This window comes from Rhabdochromatium marinum (assembly GCF_016583795.1).
GTDB classification, from domain to species: Bacteria; Pseudomonadota; Gammaproteobacteria; order Chromatiales; family Chromatiaceae; genus Rhabdochromatium; species Rhabdochromatium marinum.
On sequence record NZ_NRRS01000022.1, the window covers coordinates 1 to 18,192 of the forward strand.

At 62.4% G+C, this 18,192-nt stretch carries 14 protein-coding genes and 1 pseudogene; 8 read left to right on the top strand and 7 right to left on the bottom strand.

The features are described from left to right. Nucleotides 1-236: 236 nt before the first annotated feature. Nucleotides 237-1,019: pseudogene (gene iscB, locus CKO36_RS08655) on the top strand (RNA-guided endonuclease IscB); the annotation flags it as partial. A gap of 89 nt (nt 1,020-1,108) precedes the next feature. On the opposite strand, the gene CKO36_RS08660 reads toward iscB, so the two are convergent. From CKO36_RS08660 to bchF, 7 genes are all read right to left on the bottom strand, one after another. Continuing rightward, the gene (locus CKO36_RS08660) at nt 1,109-3,943 is read right to left on the bottom strand and encodes a hybrid sensor histidine kinase/response regulator (protein ID WP_200283464.1); all 2,835 of its coding nucleotides are present in this window, start codon (nt 3,941-3,943) and stop codon (nt 1,109-1,111) included. Between the two features lie 52 nt (nt 3,944-3,995). Then, nucleotides 3,996-5,087 carry a uroporphyrinogen decarboxylase family protein gene (locus CKO36_RS08665; protein WP_200283466.1) on the bottom strand — a complete coding sequence of 364 codons (1,092 nt, stop codon included), beginning with the start codon at nt 5,085-5,087 and terminating at the stop codon, nt 3,996-3,998. After that, the gene (locus CKO36_RS08670) at nt 5,084-5,761 is read right to left on the bottom strand and encodes a cobalamin B12-binding domain-containing protein (protein ID WP_200283468.1); all 678 of its coding nucleotides are present in this window, start codon (nt 5,759-5,761) and stop codon (nt 5,084-5,086) included. Before CKO36_RS08670 ends, CKO36_RS08665 begins: the two co-directional genes overlap by 4 nt. Before the next feature lie 63 nt (nt 5,762-5,824). Then, on the bottom strand, nt 5,825-7,219 hold the full coding sequence (locus tag CKO36_RS08675; RefSeq protein ID WP_242469475.1) for a BCD family MFS transporter: 1,395 nt from the start codon (nt 7,217-7,219) through the stop codon (nt 5,825-5,827). Between the two features lie 129 nt (nt 7,220-7,348). After that, the gene (bchB, locus tag CKO36_RS08680; RefSeq protein ID WP_200283472.1) at nt 7,349-8,920 is read right to left on the bottom strand and encodes a ferredoxin:protochlorophyllide reductase (ATP-dependent) subunit B; all 1,572 of its coding nucleotides are present in this window, start codon (nt 8,918-8,920) and stop codon (nt 7,349-7,351) included. 21 nt (nt 8,921-8,941) lie between these two features. Then, nucleotides 8,942-10,216 (bottom strand): ferredoxin:protochlorophyllide reductase (ATP-dependent) subunit N, encoded by a 1,275-nt coding sequence (locus CKO36_RS08685; RefSeq protein WP_200283474.1) that lies wholly within the window; start codon nt 10,214-10,216, stop codon nt 8,942-8,944. After that, nucleotides 10,213-10,704, bottom strand: a complete 492-nt coding sequence (gene bchF / locus CKO36_RS08690) for a 2-vinyl bacteriochlorophyllide hydratase (RefSeq protein ID WP_200283477.1) — start codon at nt 10,702-10,704, stop codon at nt 10,213-10,215. The genes CKO36_RS08685 and bchF overlap by 4 nt, the downstream gene beginning before the upstream one ends. A gap of 337 nt (nt 10,705-11,041) precedes the next feature. Between bchF and CKO36_RS08695 the strand changes: the two genes are divergently transcribed. From CKO36_RS08695 to CKO36_RS08725, 7 genes are all read left to right on the top strand, one after another. After that, on the top strand, nt 11,042-11,179 hold the full coding sequence (locus tag CKO36_RS08695) for a hypothetical protein (RefSeq protein ID WP_200283481.1): 138 nt from the start codon (nt 11,042-11,044) through the stop codon (nt 11,177-11,179). After that, complete coding sequence (ppsR, locus tag CKO36_RS08700; protein WP_338053443.1) at nt 11,176-12,600, top strand: transcriptional regulator PpsR; 1,425 nt, start codon at nt 11,176-11,178, stop codon at nt 12,598-12,600. The genes CKO36_RS08695 and ppsR overlap by 4 nt, the downstream gene beginning before the upstream one ends. Before the next feature lie 28 nt (nt 12,601-12,628). Next, the gene (gene chlG, locus CKO36_RS08705; RefSeq protein WP_200283484.1) at nt 12,629-13,534 is read left to right on the top strand and encodes a chlorophyll synthase ChlG; all 906 of its coding nucleotides are present in this window, start codon (nt 12,629-12,631) and stop codon (nt 13,532-13,534) included. An 80-nt stretch (nt 13,535-13,614) separates the two neighbouring features. Beyond that, a complete protein-coding gene (locus CKO36_RS08710; protein ID WP_200283487.1) occupies nt 13,615-14,841 on the top strand; it encodes a geranylgeranyl diphosphate reductase in 1,227 nt (408 codons plus the stop codon). 43 nt (nt 14,842-14,884) lie between these two features. After that, nucleotides 14,885-15,154: a hypothetical protein gene (locus CKO36_RS08715; protein WP_207161423.1), complete on the top strand. Its 270-nt coding sequence runs from the start codon at nt 14,885-14,887 to the stop codon at nt 15,152-15,154. Nucleotides 15,155-15,199: 45 nt separating this feature from the next. After that, nucleotides 15,200-17,650, top strand: a complete 2,451-nt coding sequence (locus CKO36_RS08720) for a sensor domain-containing protein (RefSeq protein WP_242469476.1) — start codon at nt 15,200-15,202, stop codon at nt 17,648-17,650. Between the two features lie 41 nt (nt 17,651-17,691). After that, nucleotides 17,692-18,144, top strand: coding sequence for an SRPBCC family protein (locus CKO36_RS08725; protein WP_200283489.1), 453 nt, complete (start codon nt 17,692-17,694; stop codon nt 18,142-18,144). The last annotated feature ends 48 nt before the right edge of the window (nt 18,145-18,192 follow it).

The following is an 18,192-nucleotide window of genomic DNA, read 5'->3' on the forward strand; positions in this document are numbered from 1 at the left end:
CAGCGCGTGCATCAATTCGCCAAGAACATCAACCGCAACGTCTTTGAAGTAGCGGATCGCCTGTGGGTAAAGATCGCCCTCGACCCAGAGGAAGAAAAACTACGTATTCCAGGTTAGGCGCGGTTTAAATATGCAATACTACCACCACGCCTTACTTGAACTGCTGGGATGGCGGTATGTGGCGTTATATTCTGGAAGCGGCTGAGGGGGGTGCGGAATGACGGCAACAGGGCGAACTCGCCGGTTATGAGGTGCGCGAATACCTGCTGGAGAAATGGCATCGCACCTGCGCTTATTGCGGCGCACAGCAGGTTCCGCTGGAGATCGAGCACATCCAGCCCAGGAGCCGGGGCGGATCGGATCGAGTCTCCAATCTCACACTCGCCTGCCGCTCCTGCAATCAGCGCAAGGGGAATCAGCCGATTGAGGTGTTTCTGGCTCATCAACCCGAGCGGTTGCGCCGTATTCAGGCACAGGCCAAAGCACCGCTTCGTGATGCCGCTGCGATCAATGCCACCCGCTGGGCGCTGTTTGAACAACTCAAGGCCACCGGCTTACCCGTGACCACGGGTTCAGGCGGCCAGACCAAATACAACCGTCAGCGCCTCGGTATTCCCAAGACCCATGCACTTGATGCCGCCTGTGTCGGTCAACTCACCGCGCTCCATGGCTGGAACATCCCGACGCTCGCCATCAAGGCCACCGGGCGCGGCTGTTACCAGCGTACCCGCCTGAATCGCTTCGGCTTTCCACGCGGTTATTTGATGCGTGAGAAGCGCGTTAAAGGATTCCAGACCGGAGATCGGGTCATCGCTGAGGTGCCAAAGAGCAAGAAAGCCGGAACCCATCTTGGGCGCGTGGCCGTGCGTGCATCCGGGCGCTTCAATCTCCAGACCGCAACCGGTCTGGTTCAAGGCATTTCACACCGCCATTGCCGAGTGCTGCAACGCGCCGATGGCTATGGCTATGGCTATGCATTCACTCCAACCCAAACGGAGGCCGCTAGACCGGTGGGTTAACCGCGCTACGCGCGGTGCGCTCTACCTCCTCGCCCTGAAGGGCGGGGTTTCTCGCGCAAGACTGATGAATCAGGCCCAAGCAAGTCCAATCAGGCCAGCCGCTTGCGCAGAGCATCCTCAAAACTGACAAACTCAGCACGCACCTCCGCCGCTAGCGAGGCGTCAAGCGCTTGCCCGTCCCGCTCCAGCTGCTCGATCTTATCAGCCAGCGCCGCTAGACGCTCGGCCCCGACATTCGCTGCTGCTCCATGCAGAGCATGAGCTAAACGGGTAATCATGGCCCGATCACTTTGCTCAATGGCCCGGCACAAGGCCTCCAGCTTGGGCGGCTGATCCTCCACGAACAACTCCAGTACCATCTGAACGCTCTCGACATCGTTATCCAAGCGCATGAACAGCCCTTTCCAGTCGAACACCAAGAGCGATGAATAATGCGAATCCAACGTCGGCCTGGCCTCATCAATCCTCTTGGCTGCCGCTGTCTCTGCCACTTCTGCTTCCGCTTCAGCGTTATTCGCGGGCTTGGCACTCGGGTCCAGCTTCAGCCAGTGCCCGAGCGTTGCGGCCAGTTCCTGTGGTTGCAGCGGCTTGACCAGATAATCGCTCATCCCTGCCGTCAGGCAGCGTTCGCGATAACCGGGCATGGCATGCGCGGTCATGGCGATGATCGGCACAGCAGCACCCGCCTCACGCGCCGCTTCAGCTTGGCGGATACGATGGATTGCCTCGAAACCATCCATGCGCGGCATTTGCATATCCATTAACACCAGATCGAAATGCCCGTTCTGCACAGCGGCAACGGCATCAGCGCCATTGGAGACGGTCTGAACATTCAGACCCAGGCGTTTCAACTGCGCCACGGCAATCTGCTGATTGACCGGATTGTCTTCCGCCAACAGCACGCACCCCGCGCCCAGTAAGCTGTCTGGCACGTTATCTGCTGGGCTGTTCGGCACGGTATCCGGCACAGCATCCAGCGCTAGCACATCCTCTTCCGGCGCTGACGCTAACGCCGACACCGACGCCAACTCGAACACGGCACTGAACCAGAAGGTCGATCCCTCGCCCAAGCGACTGTCAACTCCCGCCTGTCCTCCCATTAACTCCGCAAGCTGCTTGACGATCGCCAGCCCCAGTCCGGTGCCGCCAAAGCGGCGTGAGGTCGAGGCATCCACCTGACTGAACTTGGTAAACAGCCGATGCAGCTTGTCGGAAGAAATACCAATACCAGTATCACTGACCGCAAAATGCAGCCGTACCGACTGGTGCGGCTGCAACCGATCGCCCTCATTGGAAGCCAGCCCCACCTTAAGACGCACCTCGCCCTGCTCGGTGAACTTAATGGCATTGCCAAGCAGGTTGAACAGCACCTGCCGCAGTCGGCCGGGATCCCCGTACAGATACCGGGGCACGGTGGTGGCGATGTCCAGATGCAAAGCCAGCCCCTGCGCACGCGGCTCGAGAATCGATATCACGCCGCTCAGCACATCATTCAGCGAAAAGTGCAAGCGCTCCAGTCTGAGCTTGCCGGCCTCGACCTTGGCAAAATCAAGAAAATCATTGACCAGCACCAGTAGCGCGTTGCCACACTCGCGGATGGTTGTGACCTGATGCCGCTGCTCGGACCCCAGCGCGGTATCAAGCAACAGATCGGCCATACCAATCACGCCATTCAGGGGGGTGCGGATTTCATGGGTGACATTGGCGAGAAATTCACTTTTGGCGTGATTGGCGCTTTCGGCCTGTTCGGCCAGCCGGGTGGCCTGCTCGATGGTCTGTTGCAGTTCAGCATAGGTGCGCGCATTGGCAATGGCCAAACCGCACAGGCTGGTAATCGCCAGGCCAAGGTTGTAATAGCGCGCGCGATATTGCGGAAAGGCAATCCCGCGCAACACCACCATACCCAACACCTGATGCCCGTAGTCAATGCGCAGCACAAAGCCGGTTTCATCGGGCAACTCCATGCCGGGTGTCTTGAGCTGATCGAGCCACTGTTGCACAATCGGAATTGACAGCTGACGCTCGGGCATTGACCACCCATGCACAGCCCCCACACGTCCGTCATGCACCTCGACATAGTGGAATTCGCGACAGCCAAAGAGCATTGAGAACAGCTCCTGAATGCGCTGGATCGTGGTCGGCTCATCAGCGATGTCGGACAGGCGCATCAGCAAATCCAGCGCCATGGCGTGATCGGCCAGCTTGCGTTTGGAGTCCGCCAGCTCTGCGCGCAGGCGCGCCTGCTGCTGGCGATGACGCCAGGCATTAATCTGCCGCTCCAGCAAGGCGCGCAAATACTCCCGACCCACAAACAACCGGCGCCAGGGCCGATCCAGATAGGCGGCCAGCTCGGTGAGCTGCTGGGCGATGCGCTCATCCGAAACCGTTTCCAACCACAGCAGCTCGCGCGCCGATTCCTGAAAAAAAGCCCGTGCCGTGGCCTGATCAAAGCCCCAGGCGGATAAATGCTCGCGCCAATGCAGAATCCAGCCTCCATTGAGCAACCAGGCACCATTGGCGAGCTGGCGCTCCAGCAGATCGCGCCCGGCCAGCAACTCGGTGCAATGCTGTACCGGAACCATGACCGAGCGCTCGGCGCCAGCTGCCAAGGATGCAGGGGCCGATGACGGTGGGGACGCAGCCCCAGAGCCAGAGGTTAATCCGTGCGCTGGGCTCCCAGGGCATCCGGCACGCAGCCCCTCGCAGGTTCCCAGCACCAGGCTGTCGGTACAGTCATTAGGCTCGACATCACGCGCGCGACTGACCAACAGACAGCGTCCCGTGCGCCCGAGACAGGAGGCCGGCAGCGACAGCAGATGGACATCCGCGCCATCCAGACCGGCAAACACCGCCTGCACATCCGCCCAGTAATGGGCGCAGACATGAATGCACAACAAGGGTGAGGCAGGGGTATCGTCCGACATTCAGGCCACCGGCAGCACCCGCGATCCAGTCGCGGCGCGGCATGCGCGTGACTTAGTCCGTAACGGTGGCGTCCTGCGCAATCCAGTCGAGTGGATAGCGTCCCCAGCGTTCAACGGCGTCGGCAATGGCCAGCAAGGTCTCCTCCGGAACCTGAAAGGGAATCTCGCCATGATTGTCTGAGAGGATGAAACCACCGCCCGGTCCAGCGGCGGCAATAGCTTGCTTCACCGCCTGCTCGGCAGCAGCCGTGTCCCAGGTGCGCATGGCGATGCCGTTCAGATTGCCCAGCAGGGTCAACTGCCCGGCTGCCGCGCGCTTGAGTTGCCCCAGATCATCGTCGGCACTGACCCCGATCACCGCCGCTCCGGTCGCTGGCAGATCCTCAATAATGCGCACACAGCGCCCGGAGGCAAAGTGCATGGCCACCGGCCCCTGGATTTGAGCAATGGTGCGGGTGGCAATGACTTTGCCCCGCCGTCGGAAATCCTCCGGCCGCGAGATGGTCTGCGAGGACACCGGATCAAAATAGCAAATCGCCGTGGCACCGGCCTTGAGTTGCGCATTGGCCCAGTCCACACAAAACACCTCGTTGAGCCGCATCAGATGATCGAACAGCTCCGGGTGCTCGTACAGCAGGGTCAGATAGCGCTCGAACCCGAGCTGCATCACCGGCAGGGAAAAGGGCGCCATCACCACTCCGATGATGGGCGTTGCGCCATCGCGGGCGCGCAAACCGGCAATGGCGTCCAGCACGCGCCTGAGATCCGGGGATTCCGCCACCCGTGGCGGCTGCAACTGGCGGATCGACTCCAGATCGCGCACCAGCGGCCCCCCGCAATTGGGCGGTCCATTGTCGAGATAGATGACCTCCGCGCCCCAGGCTTTGGTCTCAATGGCGGCGTAGAAAAAGGCGTAGTAGCAATCGTTGCGATACTTGAGGCGCATGCGCCACTGGCCTTCGATCACATGCTGCGGATCGGCGAAATAGTCGTGAATGGACAGCCCCAGTTCACGCGCGCCGTGCATGGTCAGCAGCAAAAACAGCGGCACCCGATCTGGCTCGGACTGCCCAAGCGTGGTCAGTACCCGCTGCAATGAGGTCATGACTGGCGACAGCTGGGATGCAGGGCGCTGGCTGGTCATGGCGTCAGGGCCTCCTCAGCAGCGCGTACCAACTCCAGCGCATCGGCGGCACTGGCACCGGCTGCATCAGCCCCCACCTCCTGACACAGATTGGGATCGAAGCGGAAGGGTGCACCGCCGACCAAAATCCGTGGACACTGCCCGGCGGCATTCAAAGCGGTGCGCAACTCTTTGATGCGTAGCGCCGCTGGCAACATCAACACCGACAGCAGCAACACCTGAATCTGATCGCGCACCACATGAGCGGCCAGGGTGGTGGGATCGGTAGTGCCATAGTCACAGAGCTGATAACCACTGGCACGCAAGACCGCGCAGACCATGCGCTTACCCAGCAGATGGTAGTCATCCAGCGTGGAAATGCCGATGTTGATGTTATGCGCGCGCAGCGACCTGGCCGCCGGGCTGTGCGAGTCCTCGTCATCCCCCAAAGGCAAGGGCGTCAGGGGCGGTAGCTTTGTGATCAGCTCCTCGCACAGCCGTCCGCTCATATAGACCTGCGACAGCGAAAGCTCGCCCTGCTCCCACTGCTCGCCCACATACTCCAGGGCCGGCACCACCAGATAATCAATGGGCACCAGCGGATCCTTGGCACCAGCGCTGGCGACCATCTCCTCAATTTTGAGCCGATCCATCGCCAGCAGTGCTTCCACAAATGCCGTAACCATTGCTTCCATTGCCGGCTCCCCTGGTTAGCCAGCCCCCATCCAACCATGGATGCTGGGGCCGAACACTACAATCTAAAGCATTTCAGAAATACCAAACTTCTTGGGTGCGTCGAGTTCAGGCTGATTCTTTTTCAGCAACAGCGGAATGACCACCACCAAAGTGGCCAACAGCAGCACAATCTCCATGTAATAGACCACCCCGTAGCTGAAGGCCGGCCCGGACAGCTCGCTGCCAATCCAACCTTCCTCAACCATAAAGCTGACCAGATCGCGCACCGCACCACCGATGAAAATCGCACCACCCTGCGCCGTGGCCTGCACCGCGCCCCAGGCGCCGAGCGCCAAACCGGTGTGCCCGCCCTGGGCCAGCCCCATCGCAGCCGTCAGGGTGCCTACCGCAAAGAGCCCGCCCCCAAAGCCGATCAGGCCAGCGCCGGTGCGAAACAGCCAAGGCATACTGAAAGAGCCGGCGATAATCACCGCCGCAAAGGCAAACAGCCCCAGCGCCGCGCCAATGACACTCATCCGGTTGGGGTTGCCGCCCTTGGTGAGCAGCCAGCCGGCCAGTGAGAAGGCGATCAGTGTACCGCCGGCCCAGATGGCGGTCAGCAGCGTGGTCTGCGACACCGACAGCCCCAGCACCTCACCGCCATAGGGTTCGAGCAGAATGTCCTGCATACTGAAGGCGGCGGTGCCCAACCCCACCGCAATCAACAAGCGCGCGGCATAGCGATCCTCCACAAAGGCCTTCCAGGTCGCGGAGAACTTGGGTGCGCGTACCGGATTGGCCGCCCGCTTGCGATCCACCGCTTCCTGACGCCAGAGCGCGGTAATATTCAGCAGGATGGTCGCTGCCGCCGTGGCCTGAATCACCTGAATCAGTTTCACCTGGGTGAAATCGCGCAGGAAGAAGCCATAGAGAATCGCGCTGAGCAGCATGCCCAGCAGCAGAGTGACATAGAGCAGCGCCACCACCCGCGGCCGAGCTTCCTTGGGCGCCAGATCGGTCGCCAAGGCCAAACCGGCGGTCTGAGTGGTATGCAGTCCGGCGCCGACCATTAGAAAAGCCATGGCCGCAGCGATGTAGCCCATGAAGGCCATCTGATTGCCTTCCGCTGACATCAGCAGCAGCGCAAAGGGCATGAAGGTGAAGCCGCCAAACTGCAACAGGGTGCCCCACCAGATATAGGGTACCCGCCGCAGCCCAAAGGCCGAGTGGTGATAATCGGAACGGTGACCGATCAGTGCGCGCAGCGGCGCGAACACCAGCGGCAGGGCAACCATCAGGGACACCAGCCACACCGGCATGCCCAGCTCCACCACCATGACCCGGTTCAGGGTGCCATTGAGCAGCACCACAGCAGCGCCAACCGAGATCTGGAACAGCGACAGCCGCAGCAAGCGTGGCAACGGCAAGTCATCGGTGGCAGCGTCTGCAAAGGGCAGGAAGCGGATCAACAGCTGCATGCCGATCTGTTTGAGTTCGTCTATCGTGGATCTGTTACTGGCCATTTTTTCAGGTACTTAGGTATCAGGGATCTTAGGGGTTCAACCAAGGAGGGATGTCAACCACGGATGCGAGGTGACGGAGCCCGCTTAACGGCTAAAGTGCGCCTTGGCTTCGTAGAGCGTCTCAACGCTGATCTGGCTCAAACCACGCTCGCGGGCAAAGTGCTCGGTGTTGCGACGCGCCTTGCCACGGACAAAAAACGGAATTTTGCGCAGCTCCTTCTCGGCTTCCGGCTCCCAGCGCGGCGCATCGGCCTCAGCTGGCGTATCAGGTTGCGGCGCCGCTGTGGTTTCCTCAGCGGCCGGTGAGCGCTGCACTTGCGGCACCTCACCGTCATGGAACTCCACATCCTCGCGGAACATGGTAATCAGATGCTCTTCCAGGCCCATCATCAGCGGATGCACCCAGGTGTCGAAGATCACATTGGCGCCTTCAAACCCCATCTGTGGTGCATAGCGCGCCGGAAAATCCTGCACATGCACTGGCGAGGAAATCACCGCACAGGGCAGCCCCAGCCGCTTAGCGATATGACGCTCCATCTGGGTGCCCAACACCAACTCCGGGTGCAACTCAGCGACCCGCGCCTCGACCGCCAAATAGTCATCAGTGATCAGCGCCTCAACACCGATCCGCTCGGCCAGCGCGCGTAGCTCGCGAGCAAATTCGCGGCTGTAGGTGCCAATGCCAACGACATCGAAGCCAAGTTCCTCGCGCGCGATGCGTTCGGCGGCGATCACATGGGTGGCGTCACCGAAAATAAACACCCTTTTGCCGGTCAGGTAAGTCGAATCCACCGAACGCGAGAACCACGGCAGACGGGTGCGGGCGCGCGCCAGTGCCGGCTCCGGGTCGAGTCCGGTCAGCCGTCCGACTTCAAGCAGAAAGTCTCGCGTGGCCCCCACGCCAATGGGAACCGTGCGCACCCAAGGCTGCTTGAACATGCGCTCCAGCCACACACAGGTGTCATGGGCGATTTCCGGATACAGGCAGACATTGAAGTCGCCATCTGGAATGCGCGCCAGATCGGCCGGACTGGCCCCGGCGGGTGCCACCAGATGCACATCCACCCCCAGCGAATCCAGCAATCGCGTCACCTCAGTGACATCGTCACGACAGCGAAAGCCCAGCGCCGTGGGCCCCAGTAGGTTGGCACGCGGGCGCCGTCCCTCGGCTTGGGCGCGGGCGGCCGGATCAGCGGCCCCGTCAAGCGGCGGACGGCCATGCAGCAGCGCGCGCACCAGTTGATGGAAGGTTTCGCTTGCGCCCCAGTGCTCCTTGCGGGTAAAGGCCGGCAACTCCAGCGGTACCACCGGAATCTCAAAGCCCATGCCTTCAGCCAAAGCACCGGGCTGGTCCTGCAAAAGTTCCGCCGTACAGGCCTCGCCCACCAGCAGAGCCTGGGGCTGAAAGCGCGCCACGGTGTCGCTTAGGCGCGCCTTCACCAGTTGCGCGGTATCGCCGCCGAGATCGCGCGCCTGGAAACTGGTATAGCTCACCGGCGGGCGCGCTGCCGAGCGTGCGATCATGGTAAAGAGTAAATCGGCATAGCTGTCGCCCAGGGGCGCGTGCAACACCAGATGCACGGCATCCATGGAGGCGGCAACGCGCATGGCGCCGATGTGCGGTGGGCCTTCGTAGCTCCAAAGGGTCAATTCCATGGCTGTATTCCCAAGTAGATCCTAGATCGCGAGGCGTTGGCGGCGATTGAGCGGCCGCACAAACAGCTCGGCCAGATCGGCGGCCTGGTCAAAGCCCTGAATCGGGGTAAACACCAGTTCGATCGACCACTTGGTGGTCAGGCCCTCGGCCTCCAGCGGATTGGCCAGTCCCAGACCGCAGACGGTGATGTCAGGGCGCTCGGCACGCAACCGATCCAGCTGCGGCTCCAGATCCTGACCCTCGGTCAGCTGGGTGGTGGATGGCAGCAGCGCCAGTTCCGGCTCCATCACTCGCCGATCCAGATAGGGCACGCCAACCTCACCCAGCTGCATGCCGCATTCCTGGGCCAGAAAGCGCGCCAGCGGCAGCTCCAGCTGTGAGTCCGGCAAAAAGCTGATGCGCTTGCCGGCGAGCCAGTCACGACAGCGCGCCAGCGCCTTTTCCGCCCGCGCTGCCGGTGCGGCGATCACCGCATCGACCCGCTCCGGCGCCACGCCCCAGGCCGCCGCCAGCGCATGCATCCAGGCCCGCGTGCCCTCCACGCCCAGCGGGAAGGGAGCCGCAATCAGCTCGGCTCCGCGCGCGCGCAGCGCATCAATGGTTTCACCGACAAAGGGCTGCGCGGCCAGCAGCCGGGTGCCCGGCCCCACCGGCGGCAGCTCAGCGGCGCGGCGCGGCGGCAGGAAATGCACCGGCGCAATGCCCAGCTGATCGAACAGACGAGTGAATTGATCCTCCACCACATCCGCCAGGGAACCCACCACCAGCACCGAGCGCTGCCCGGCCGGCAGTTCCGGCAACACCGGCACCAGCGCTTGCAGACAGGTATCCTCGCCCTGGGTAAAGCTGGTATCCAGCCCGCTACCGCTGTAGGCCAGAATCCGCACCCGCCCCTCATGGCCCTGTTGCAATCGCGCTGCCGCCGTGTCGAGATCGAGCTTGATCACCTCGGATGGACAGGAGGCCACCAGAAACAGGGTGCCGATATCCGGGCGCCGAGCGAGCAGTTCGCGCACCACCCGGTCGAGTTCGTCATTGGCATCGGCCAGCCCGGCCAGATCGCGATCCTGCAACACGGCTGTGCCAAAGCGGGGCTCTGCAAAGATCATCACCCCGGCGGCGGACTGCATCAGATGCGCACAGGTGCGCGAGCCAACCACCAGAAAGAAGCTGTCCTGCATCTTGCGATGCAGCCACACAATGCCGGCCAGCCCGCAAAAGGTTTGGCGCTCACCGCGCTGGCGCAGAACCTCCGGCCCCGACACTGCCGCGCATTCCTCGCTGGTGGCACTCATGACTCACCCCCGGCATTCGCCATGGCGGCCTCACTCGACAGGCGCGCCGCGCGCAGCTTGAGCAGGAACTGCGTAGCATTGACCACATAGGTGGCATAGGCGGCCAGCGCCAGCCACATCTGCCCGCGCGTATCCAGCCAGCCGGTCAGCAGTGCGACCAGATAGGCGGTATGCAGGGCCAGCACCAGCATGCTGAACACGTCTTCCCAGAAAAAGGCATGTACAAACAGATATTTGCCAAACACCACCTTCTCCCAGATGGAGCCGGTAATCATGATGGTATAAAGCAGCAGGGTCTTGATGACAATCGACCAGGTCGCCGCCAGTTCGCCGGTACCAGTAGCGAGATAGCGCAGTACCAGCACTAGACTGATCAGAAAGACCAAAAATTGCAGCGGTGCCAGGATGCCCTGCACCAGTGTCCAGGGAGATTCGTCGCGCCGGCGGCGTTCTTCTGGCGTATAGAGAGGTTGTATGGGCCGTGTCATGAGAAGTGATGGCTCGATAAGGTCAACGCACGCGAAATCAGGCGGCTTCCAGAGTAAGCCTCCTTGCAGATGAGTCGGTTACTTTATCAGACTTGCAAGGCTCGGGTAGCGCCGAGGCATCCAGGCCCATTGCCAAGCCCACCAATCATACCTGCAATGGCGGCTGGGGAAAAATTATGCCCGCGCCCGGTCTATGTCAACTATACTTAACGTAAACAGGACTTGACAGATATCAGTCCTGGGTTTTACTAATTGGTGTAGCAATTCCTGTCGAACCAGGCTGCGCGGGCCTCCTGATCAGCGTCCGACCACCTTCAACAACCATCTGGCAAACCCCATGACCTTCAGCAAGGCTCCATGTCGCGGCACCCACCTTCCCTCCAGCACCCAGCAGGCCATTCAGGCACCGGTCAGCACCCACCAGCGCAAGTGCTGCCATGCCCTGCAAACGCCTGATACCCCGGCGGACTGGTGAAATTGTTTGACGCTCCGGAATCAGCCCTGGGTGACTTGGGCACCGACGCCGCCGCCGAGCTGATCGCGGCGGCTTCGGACATTGCGCTCATCCTCGACAGCGAGGGGCGCATTCTGGATCTCGCCTTCGGCAATGACGAACTCTCGACTCAGATCGGTGATTGGATCGGCCTGTCGTGGTCTGACACCGTCACCAGCAGCAGCCGCGCCCGGATCGGGCAGCTGCTGCACAGCGCTGGCGCCGATGAACAACCCCCGCACTGGGAGCAGGTCGAGCATGTCGCACTGAGCGGTGAAGAGCTGCCGGTACGCTACTGTGCTGCCAGTCTCGGCAATCGTCATCGCATTGTCGCTGTAGGACGCAGCCAGCAAGGCATGGCCGCCCTGCAACAGCGCCTGGTGGATGCCCAGCAGTCGCTGGAGCGTGACTACTGGCGTCTGCGCCAGCTCGAAACGCGCTATCGACTGCTGTTCCGCTCCATGTCGGAGGCCATCCTGATCGTGGATCCTGGCAACGGCAAAATTGTCGAAGCCAATCCGGCCGCCAGCCTGCTGCTTGCGACCGACTCGCGCAAGCTGGTCGGGCGGCCCTTCCCGGAAGGCTTCGACAATGCCGGCACCGAGGCGATCAAATCCCTGCTCGCCGGAGTACGCTCTGCCGGGCGCCCCAGTGACCTGCGCGCGCGCCTGCGCGAGCGCGATCTCGAATTCCTGATCACGGCCGCCCCGGTGCGGCAGGAAAATACCACCCTAGTGCTGGTGCGCCTCACACCGGTCGAGACCAACAACAACGCCGGCCTGCTCAACGAACCGCGTTCACGGCTGTTCAAGATGCTGGAAAAAGCCCCCGACGGCGTGGTCATCACCCGTCAGGACGGGCGTATCCTGAGCGCCAACAACGCATTTTTGGAGCTGGCCCAGCTGTCCACCGAGGAGCAGGCGCGCGGCGAATCCCTCGACCGCTGGCTGGGACGCCCTGGCGTCGATCTCAATGTGCTGATCGCCAACCTGCGCCAGCACGGCGCGGTCAGGCTGTTTGCCACCAGCGTGCGCAGCGACTATGGCAGCTCCACCGAGGTCGAGATTTCCGCTGTCGCGGTGCAAAATGGCGATCAGCCCAGCTTAGGCTTTATCATCCGCAATGTTGATCGCCGCGTTTCCGCCAGCGCTGCGCCTGGGCGCGCCCTGCCACGCTCGGTCGAACAGCTGACCGAACTGGTCGGCCGGGTGCCGCTCAAAGAGGTGGTGCGCGAATCCACCGACATGATCGAGCGCCTGTGCATTGAGGCCGCCCTGGAGCTGACCGGCGACAACCGCGCCTCCGCCGCTGAGCTGCTTGGCTTAAGCCGCCAGAGCCTGTATGTCAAACTGCGCCGCTATGGTCTCAGCGAGTCCGGCGCCGAGCATGAAACCGAACATTAATTCACCATTCAAGCACCCATGACCGCCCATGACCGATAGCCTTGCTGCCTCCCCGACCCCGACCCGCATCAAACCGGCCGACGTGCTGGAGTTCATGCACCCGATCACCTGGTTTCCGCCGATGTGGGCCTTCACCTGCGGGGTGGTGTCCTCCGGTCAACCAATTCTCAGCCACATCCTGCTGCTGATCGCTGGCGTCATCCTGGCCGGCCCGCTGCTGTGCGCCACCAGTCAGGCGGTCAACGACTGGTTCGACCGTCACGTCGATGCCATCAACGAACCCGAGCGGCCGATTCCCTCCGGGCGCATTCCCGGTCGCTGGGGGCTTTACATTGCGATTCTCTGGTCAGGGCTGTCGCTGATCTGGTCGCTGTGGCTCGGTCCCTGGGTGATCGTCGCCACCCTGCTCGGCATCGCGCTGTCCTGGGCCTACAGCGCCCCGCCGGCGCGGCTGAAGCAGAACGGCTGGTGGGGCAATGCGGCGGTGGGCTTTTCTTATGAAGGATTGGCCTGGATCACCGGCACTGCGGTGATGCTCGGCGGCCTGATGCCGGACTGGCGCAGCCTGACCCTGGCATTTCTCTACAGCGTTGGTGCCCATGGCATCATGACCCTAAACGACTTCAAGGCCATTGAAGGCGACCGGCAACTGGGCGTGCGTTCGCTGCCGGTGCAACTGGGAGCCGATCGTGCTGCGCTGCTGGCCTGCATCGTGATGATCGCGCCCCAGCTGGTTGTCATCGGTCTGCTGTTTGGCTGGAGCCAACCCTGGCACGGCTGGGCAGTGGTCGCCCTGGTCATCGCGCAGAGCGTCATGATGCTGCGCTTCCTGCAAGCCCCGATCGAACGCGCCACCTGGCTCAGCGCCTTCGGTGTCACCCTCTCCGTCAGCGGCATGATGATCAGCGCCTTTGCGGCACGTTCATTGGTCTGACAGGCGACCCAGGCCAATGCGCTGGCGAGCAACTCAATCAAGAAACCTTATCCACTGACCAATCAACCACCTAACACACCATGCCCGAACTTGACACCTACGACGTCGTCGTCATCGGCGGCGGCCCCGCTGGCGCCACGGCTGCCACTGATCTCGCCCGGCGCGGGCGCTCCGTGCTGCTGCTTGATCGCAGCAGGCGCATCAAGCCCTGCGGTGGCGCCATTCCGCCCATCGCCATCAATGAATTTGAGATCCCGGACGAGCAACTGTGCGCGAAAATTCACTCCGCGCGTATGGTGGCGCCGAGCGAGCGCCATGTTGACATGCCGATCAATGGCGGCTATGTCGGCATGGTGGATCGCGGCCCCTTCGACGAGTGGCTGCGCGAGCGCGCCGTCTCGGCGGGCGCCACACGCCGCAACGGCAGCTATCAGCGCCTGACGCGCGACAGCGATGGCACCGCAATCATTCACTTCCAGCCCGATGGCGATCCCAAGCCCGAACCCAAGCAGGTGCGCGCCCGCGCAGTGATCGGTGCCGATGGGGCCATGTCCAAGGTCGCCAAGGACTGCGTGCCGGGTGCCAAGGAACTGCCCCATGTCGCCGCTTATCACGAAATCATCCGCTCGCCCCAGACCGGCCAAGCGGCTGCCATTCACGGTGACTTCGACCCGACCCGCTGCGATGTCTACTACCAGGGCAAGATCTCCCCGGACTTCTACGGCTGGATCTTCCCCCATGGCGAGACTACCAGCGTCGGCGTCGGCACTGAACTCAAGGGCTTCTCGCTCAAGCAAGCCACCGCCGATCTGCGTCAGGCCGCCGGGCTGGCCGACTGCGAGACGCTGCGCTGCGAGGGCGCGCCCATCCCGCTGTATCCGCTGAAGAAATGGGACAATGACCGCGATCTGGTGTTGGCTGGCGATGCCGCTGGCGTGGTCGCACCGGCCTCCGGCGAAGGCATCTACTATGCTCTGACCGGCGGGCGCCTGGCCGCCGACGCAGTCGAGCAGTTCCTGATCACCGGTGACGCCAAGGCACTCACCCAAGCCCGCAAGCGCTTCATGAAAGCCCATGGCCGGGTGTTCTGGATTCTTGGCATCATGCAGCGTTTCTGGTACAAGAGCGATAAACGCCGTGAGCGTTTCGTCAGCCTGTGCGATGATCCGGACATCCAACACCTGACCTGGGAGGCCTACATGCACAAGCGATTGGTGCGCGCCAAGCCAGCGGCGCATCTGCGTATTTTCCTCAAGGATACCGCCCATCTGCTCGGGTTGGCCAAGCCCTGGAAGGCGAAGTCCTAACCTAAGCCACGCCCAAGCGTCTCCGAACCACAGATCTCTCACCATGATCGAGGCGGGCTTTGCCAACGGTCACATCATCGACGCTATCCTGCTCATGGTGTGGCTCGAAGCCGCTCTGATTTGGTTATGGCGCCGGCGCTCGGGACGCGGCCCAACCCTGATGAGCCTGCTGCCGGTGCTGGCATCCGGATTCCTGCTTCTGCTGGCAGTGCGCGCGGCCCTGACTGGGGCGCCCTGGCCCTGGGTGGCACTGCCGCTGACCGCCGCCTTGTTCACCCACATCCTTGACCTCGCCTCGCGCTGGCGAGGCTAAGCCACTTTCGACGCATGCCCGGCGCTGTCAGCCATGGAACCATAGATGGTCAAGCGTCGGTCACTGTTCATGGCCCTGACCCAACGGGTACTGCTGATCGCCAGCTTAGCGCTGATTGCCAGCCTGGTGCTGGTGGTTCTGCTCGAATATTTGAGTTACAACCAAGCCTCCCAGGCGTTTTTCCACGACTCACTCACCCTGCAAATCGGCGCCATTGTTGGCATTTTTTTGCTCGCGGCCGTATTCGCCTGGCTCAGTACCCGCCGCACCACCGCGCGGGCGCGCGACCAGACCCGGCGGGCCCTGGAAACCAGCGAGGAGCGTTTCCGCACCCTGGTGGAAGTCAACCGCTTCGCCATCATGGAACTCGACACCCAGGGCCGCTTTCGCTACGCCAACCCGGCAGCAAGCGAGATTCTCGGCTACCCGCGCGAACAGCTCACCCACATGCAGGTGACCGACCTGCTGCCGCCGGATGAAGTGGAACGCTTTCGCGCCGACCTCGTCCGCGTCGTCACTGAACAACCCGAGCCCACCACCTACACCAACCACAACCGCACCGGCGATGGCCGCTGGATCGAGGTGCAGGTCAGCTGGAATTATCTGCGCGACATCAAGGGCGCCGTGGTCGGCTTTGTCAGCATCTCCAGCGACGTCACTGCTTACCGACTGTCGCAGCGACTGCTTGATGGCCGCAATGCTGTGCTCGAACGCCTGGCGAGCGGCGCACCGCTGGCCGACATGCTGCGCGCGATCGTCAATTACAGTCAGGACATCCTGCGCGAGGCCTGGATTGCCATTCACCTCCTTGACTGTAAGCAGGGTCGGCTGCATTCCGCCGTTAGCCGCCGGCTGCCGCCAAGCTATCTGGAGGCCTTAGAGGGCGTGCGCATCGGCCCCAATGTCGGCTCCTGCGGCCATGCCGCCTATACCGGCGCCCGCACCATTACCACCGACATTCGCATCGACCGCAAATGGGACGGTTTTCGCGCTCTGGTGCTGCCGCTCGGGCTGGTGGCCTGCTGGTCCGAGCCGATTCGCGGACGCGACGGCCAGGTGCTGGGCACCTTTGCCATTTACCAGGAACAGGCCGGCGGACCGGAGCGCCACCATCTGCAACTGATCCAATCCGCCGCCGAGCTAGCCGGCATCGTCATTGAGCATCAGCAGAATGCCGACGCCCGGCGCAAAGCCGAGCGCGAGATCCAGCACCTCGCCTTTCATGATTCCCTCACCAACCTGCCCAACCGCGCGCTCTTTCGCGAAACGCTGCGCCATGCGCTGAGCAACTTTCAGCGCCAGGGCCGCCGCTTTGCCCTGCACATGCTCGATCTGGATCACTTCAAGGATGTCAACGACAGCCTCGGCCATCCGGTTGGCGACCGCCTGTTGTGCGCAGTGAGCGAACGCATCCGCACGCTGTTGCGCGCCAGCGACATGCTCGCCCGCCTCGGCGGCGATGAATTTGCACTGCTGCAGGAAGGTGTGCGCACCCGCGAGGATGCCGCCCAGCTGGCGACCAAAATCATCGACGCCCTGCAATGGGAATTCACCATCGACCAACATCGCCTGCGCATCAATACCAGTATCGGCCTGCTGATCGCCGAGCGCGACGACACCGATGTCGATGAGATGATTGGCCGGGCCGATGCCGCACTCTATCAGGCCAAGGCCGCCGGGCGCGGGACCTTCGCCTTCTTCGAGACCGACCTGGCCCAACGCTTCGAACAGGAGCGCGATCTCCTCGACGCGCTGACCGAAGCGGTGCCGCAAGGGCGCATTGGCTTCGCCTATCAGCCGCAAATCCGCCTAGCCGATCAGCAGCTGATCGGGGTCGAAGCCTTGATGCGTTGGGAGCATCCCACCTGCGGCCAGCTCGTGCCCCGGGACTTCTTCGCCATCGCCCGCAAGCGCGGCCTGCTGCGCGACCTGTCCAACACTGCCATTGAGGACGCCTGCCGGCAGGCTCGCGCCTGGTCAGCGGCGGGCCTGAGCTTCGGTCGCATCGCGGTGAATCTGTGCGCGCAACAGCTGAATCACCCGCATTTCGTTACCGAAACCCGCCGAGTGCTCGACGCCACAGGCGCCGATCCTCGCCACATCAGCTTCGAGCTGACCGAAAGCCTGCTCGGACAGGCGCCGAATCAGGTTCTAAACGCACTCAAAGAACTGGCGAACCTGGGCTTTGAGTTCGCGATCGACGACTTCGGCACCGGTTTCTCCTCGCTACGCCATTTGAGCGACCTGCCGATCAGCAAACTCAAGCTCGACTGCAACCTGATCCAGCATCTGCCCGAACAGCATAACGCCACCAAGATCGTCAAGGCCGGCATTGCGCTTGGCAAGGCGCTAAACTTTACCCTGCTGGCCGAGGGCGTCGAAACTCAGGCCCAGGCCGACTTCCTGCGCGAGCACGGCTGCGACCAGGCCCAAGGCTTTCTCTTCTCGCATCCAGAGCCAGCCGAGCGCATCGAGCACGATTGGCTGCGCAGCTAGCCAGTACAGATGACAGACGCGCAACTACGAGGACAGTATCAATGGTTAAGACCAAAGCCAACATTCTCATCAACCGACGACCGGAGCAGGTCTTCGGCTTCATTGCTGAGGATTTTCTCGACAACTACGCCCGCTGGTCACCGGAGGTCAAACAGATTGAAGCCCTCACCCCCGGCCCGCTCACGCTGGGCAGCCGCATGCGTCAGGTGCGGGTCGATCAGGGGCGGCGCAGCGAAAACCAATTCAAGGTCACTGCGCTGGAAAAACCCGAACGCCTGGAATTTACTGAAAGCTCCGATCTGTTTCGCACCGGCTACTGGCTTAGTGCCGCTGGCCAGCAGACGCGGCTGGAATTCGGCTTCGAGCTGTGCCGCATTGAGCTGTACATGCGTCCTTTCGAGAAACTGATTCGCATCGCCATTCAGGAAGGCACCGAACGCGTGGTGCGTAATATCAAAACATTGGCCGAACGCGAACTGACGCCCGACGCCTGATTCCCCCCCGACGCCTCATTGCCTGCCCAGCCATCTCATCTCATGCCT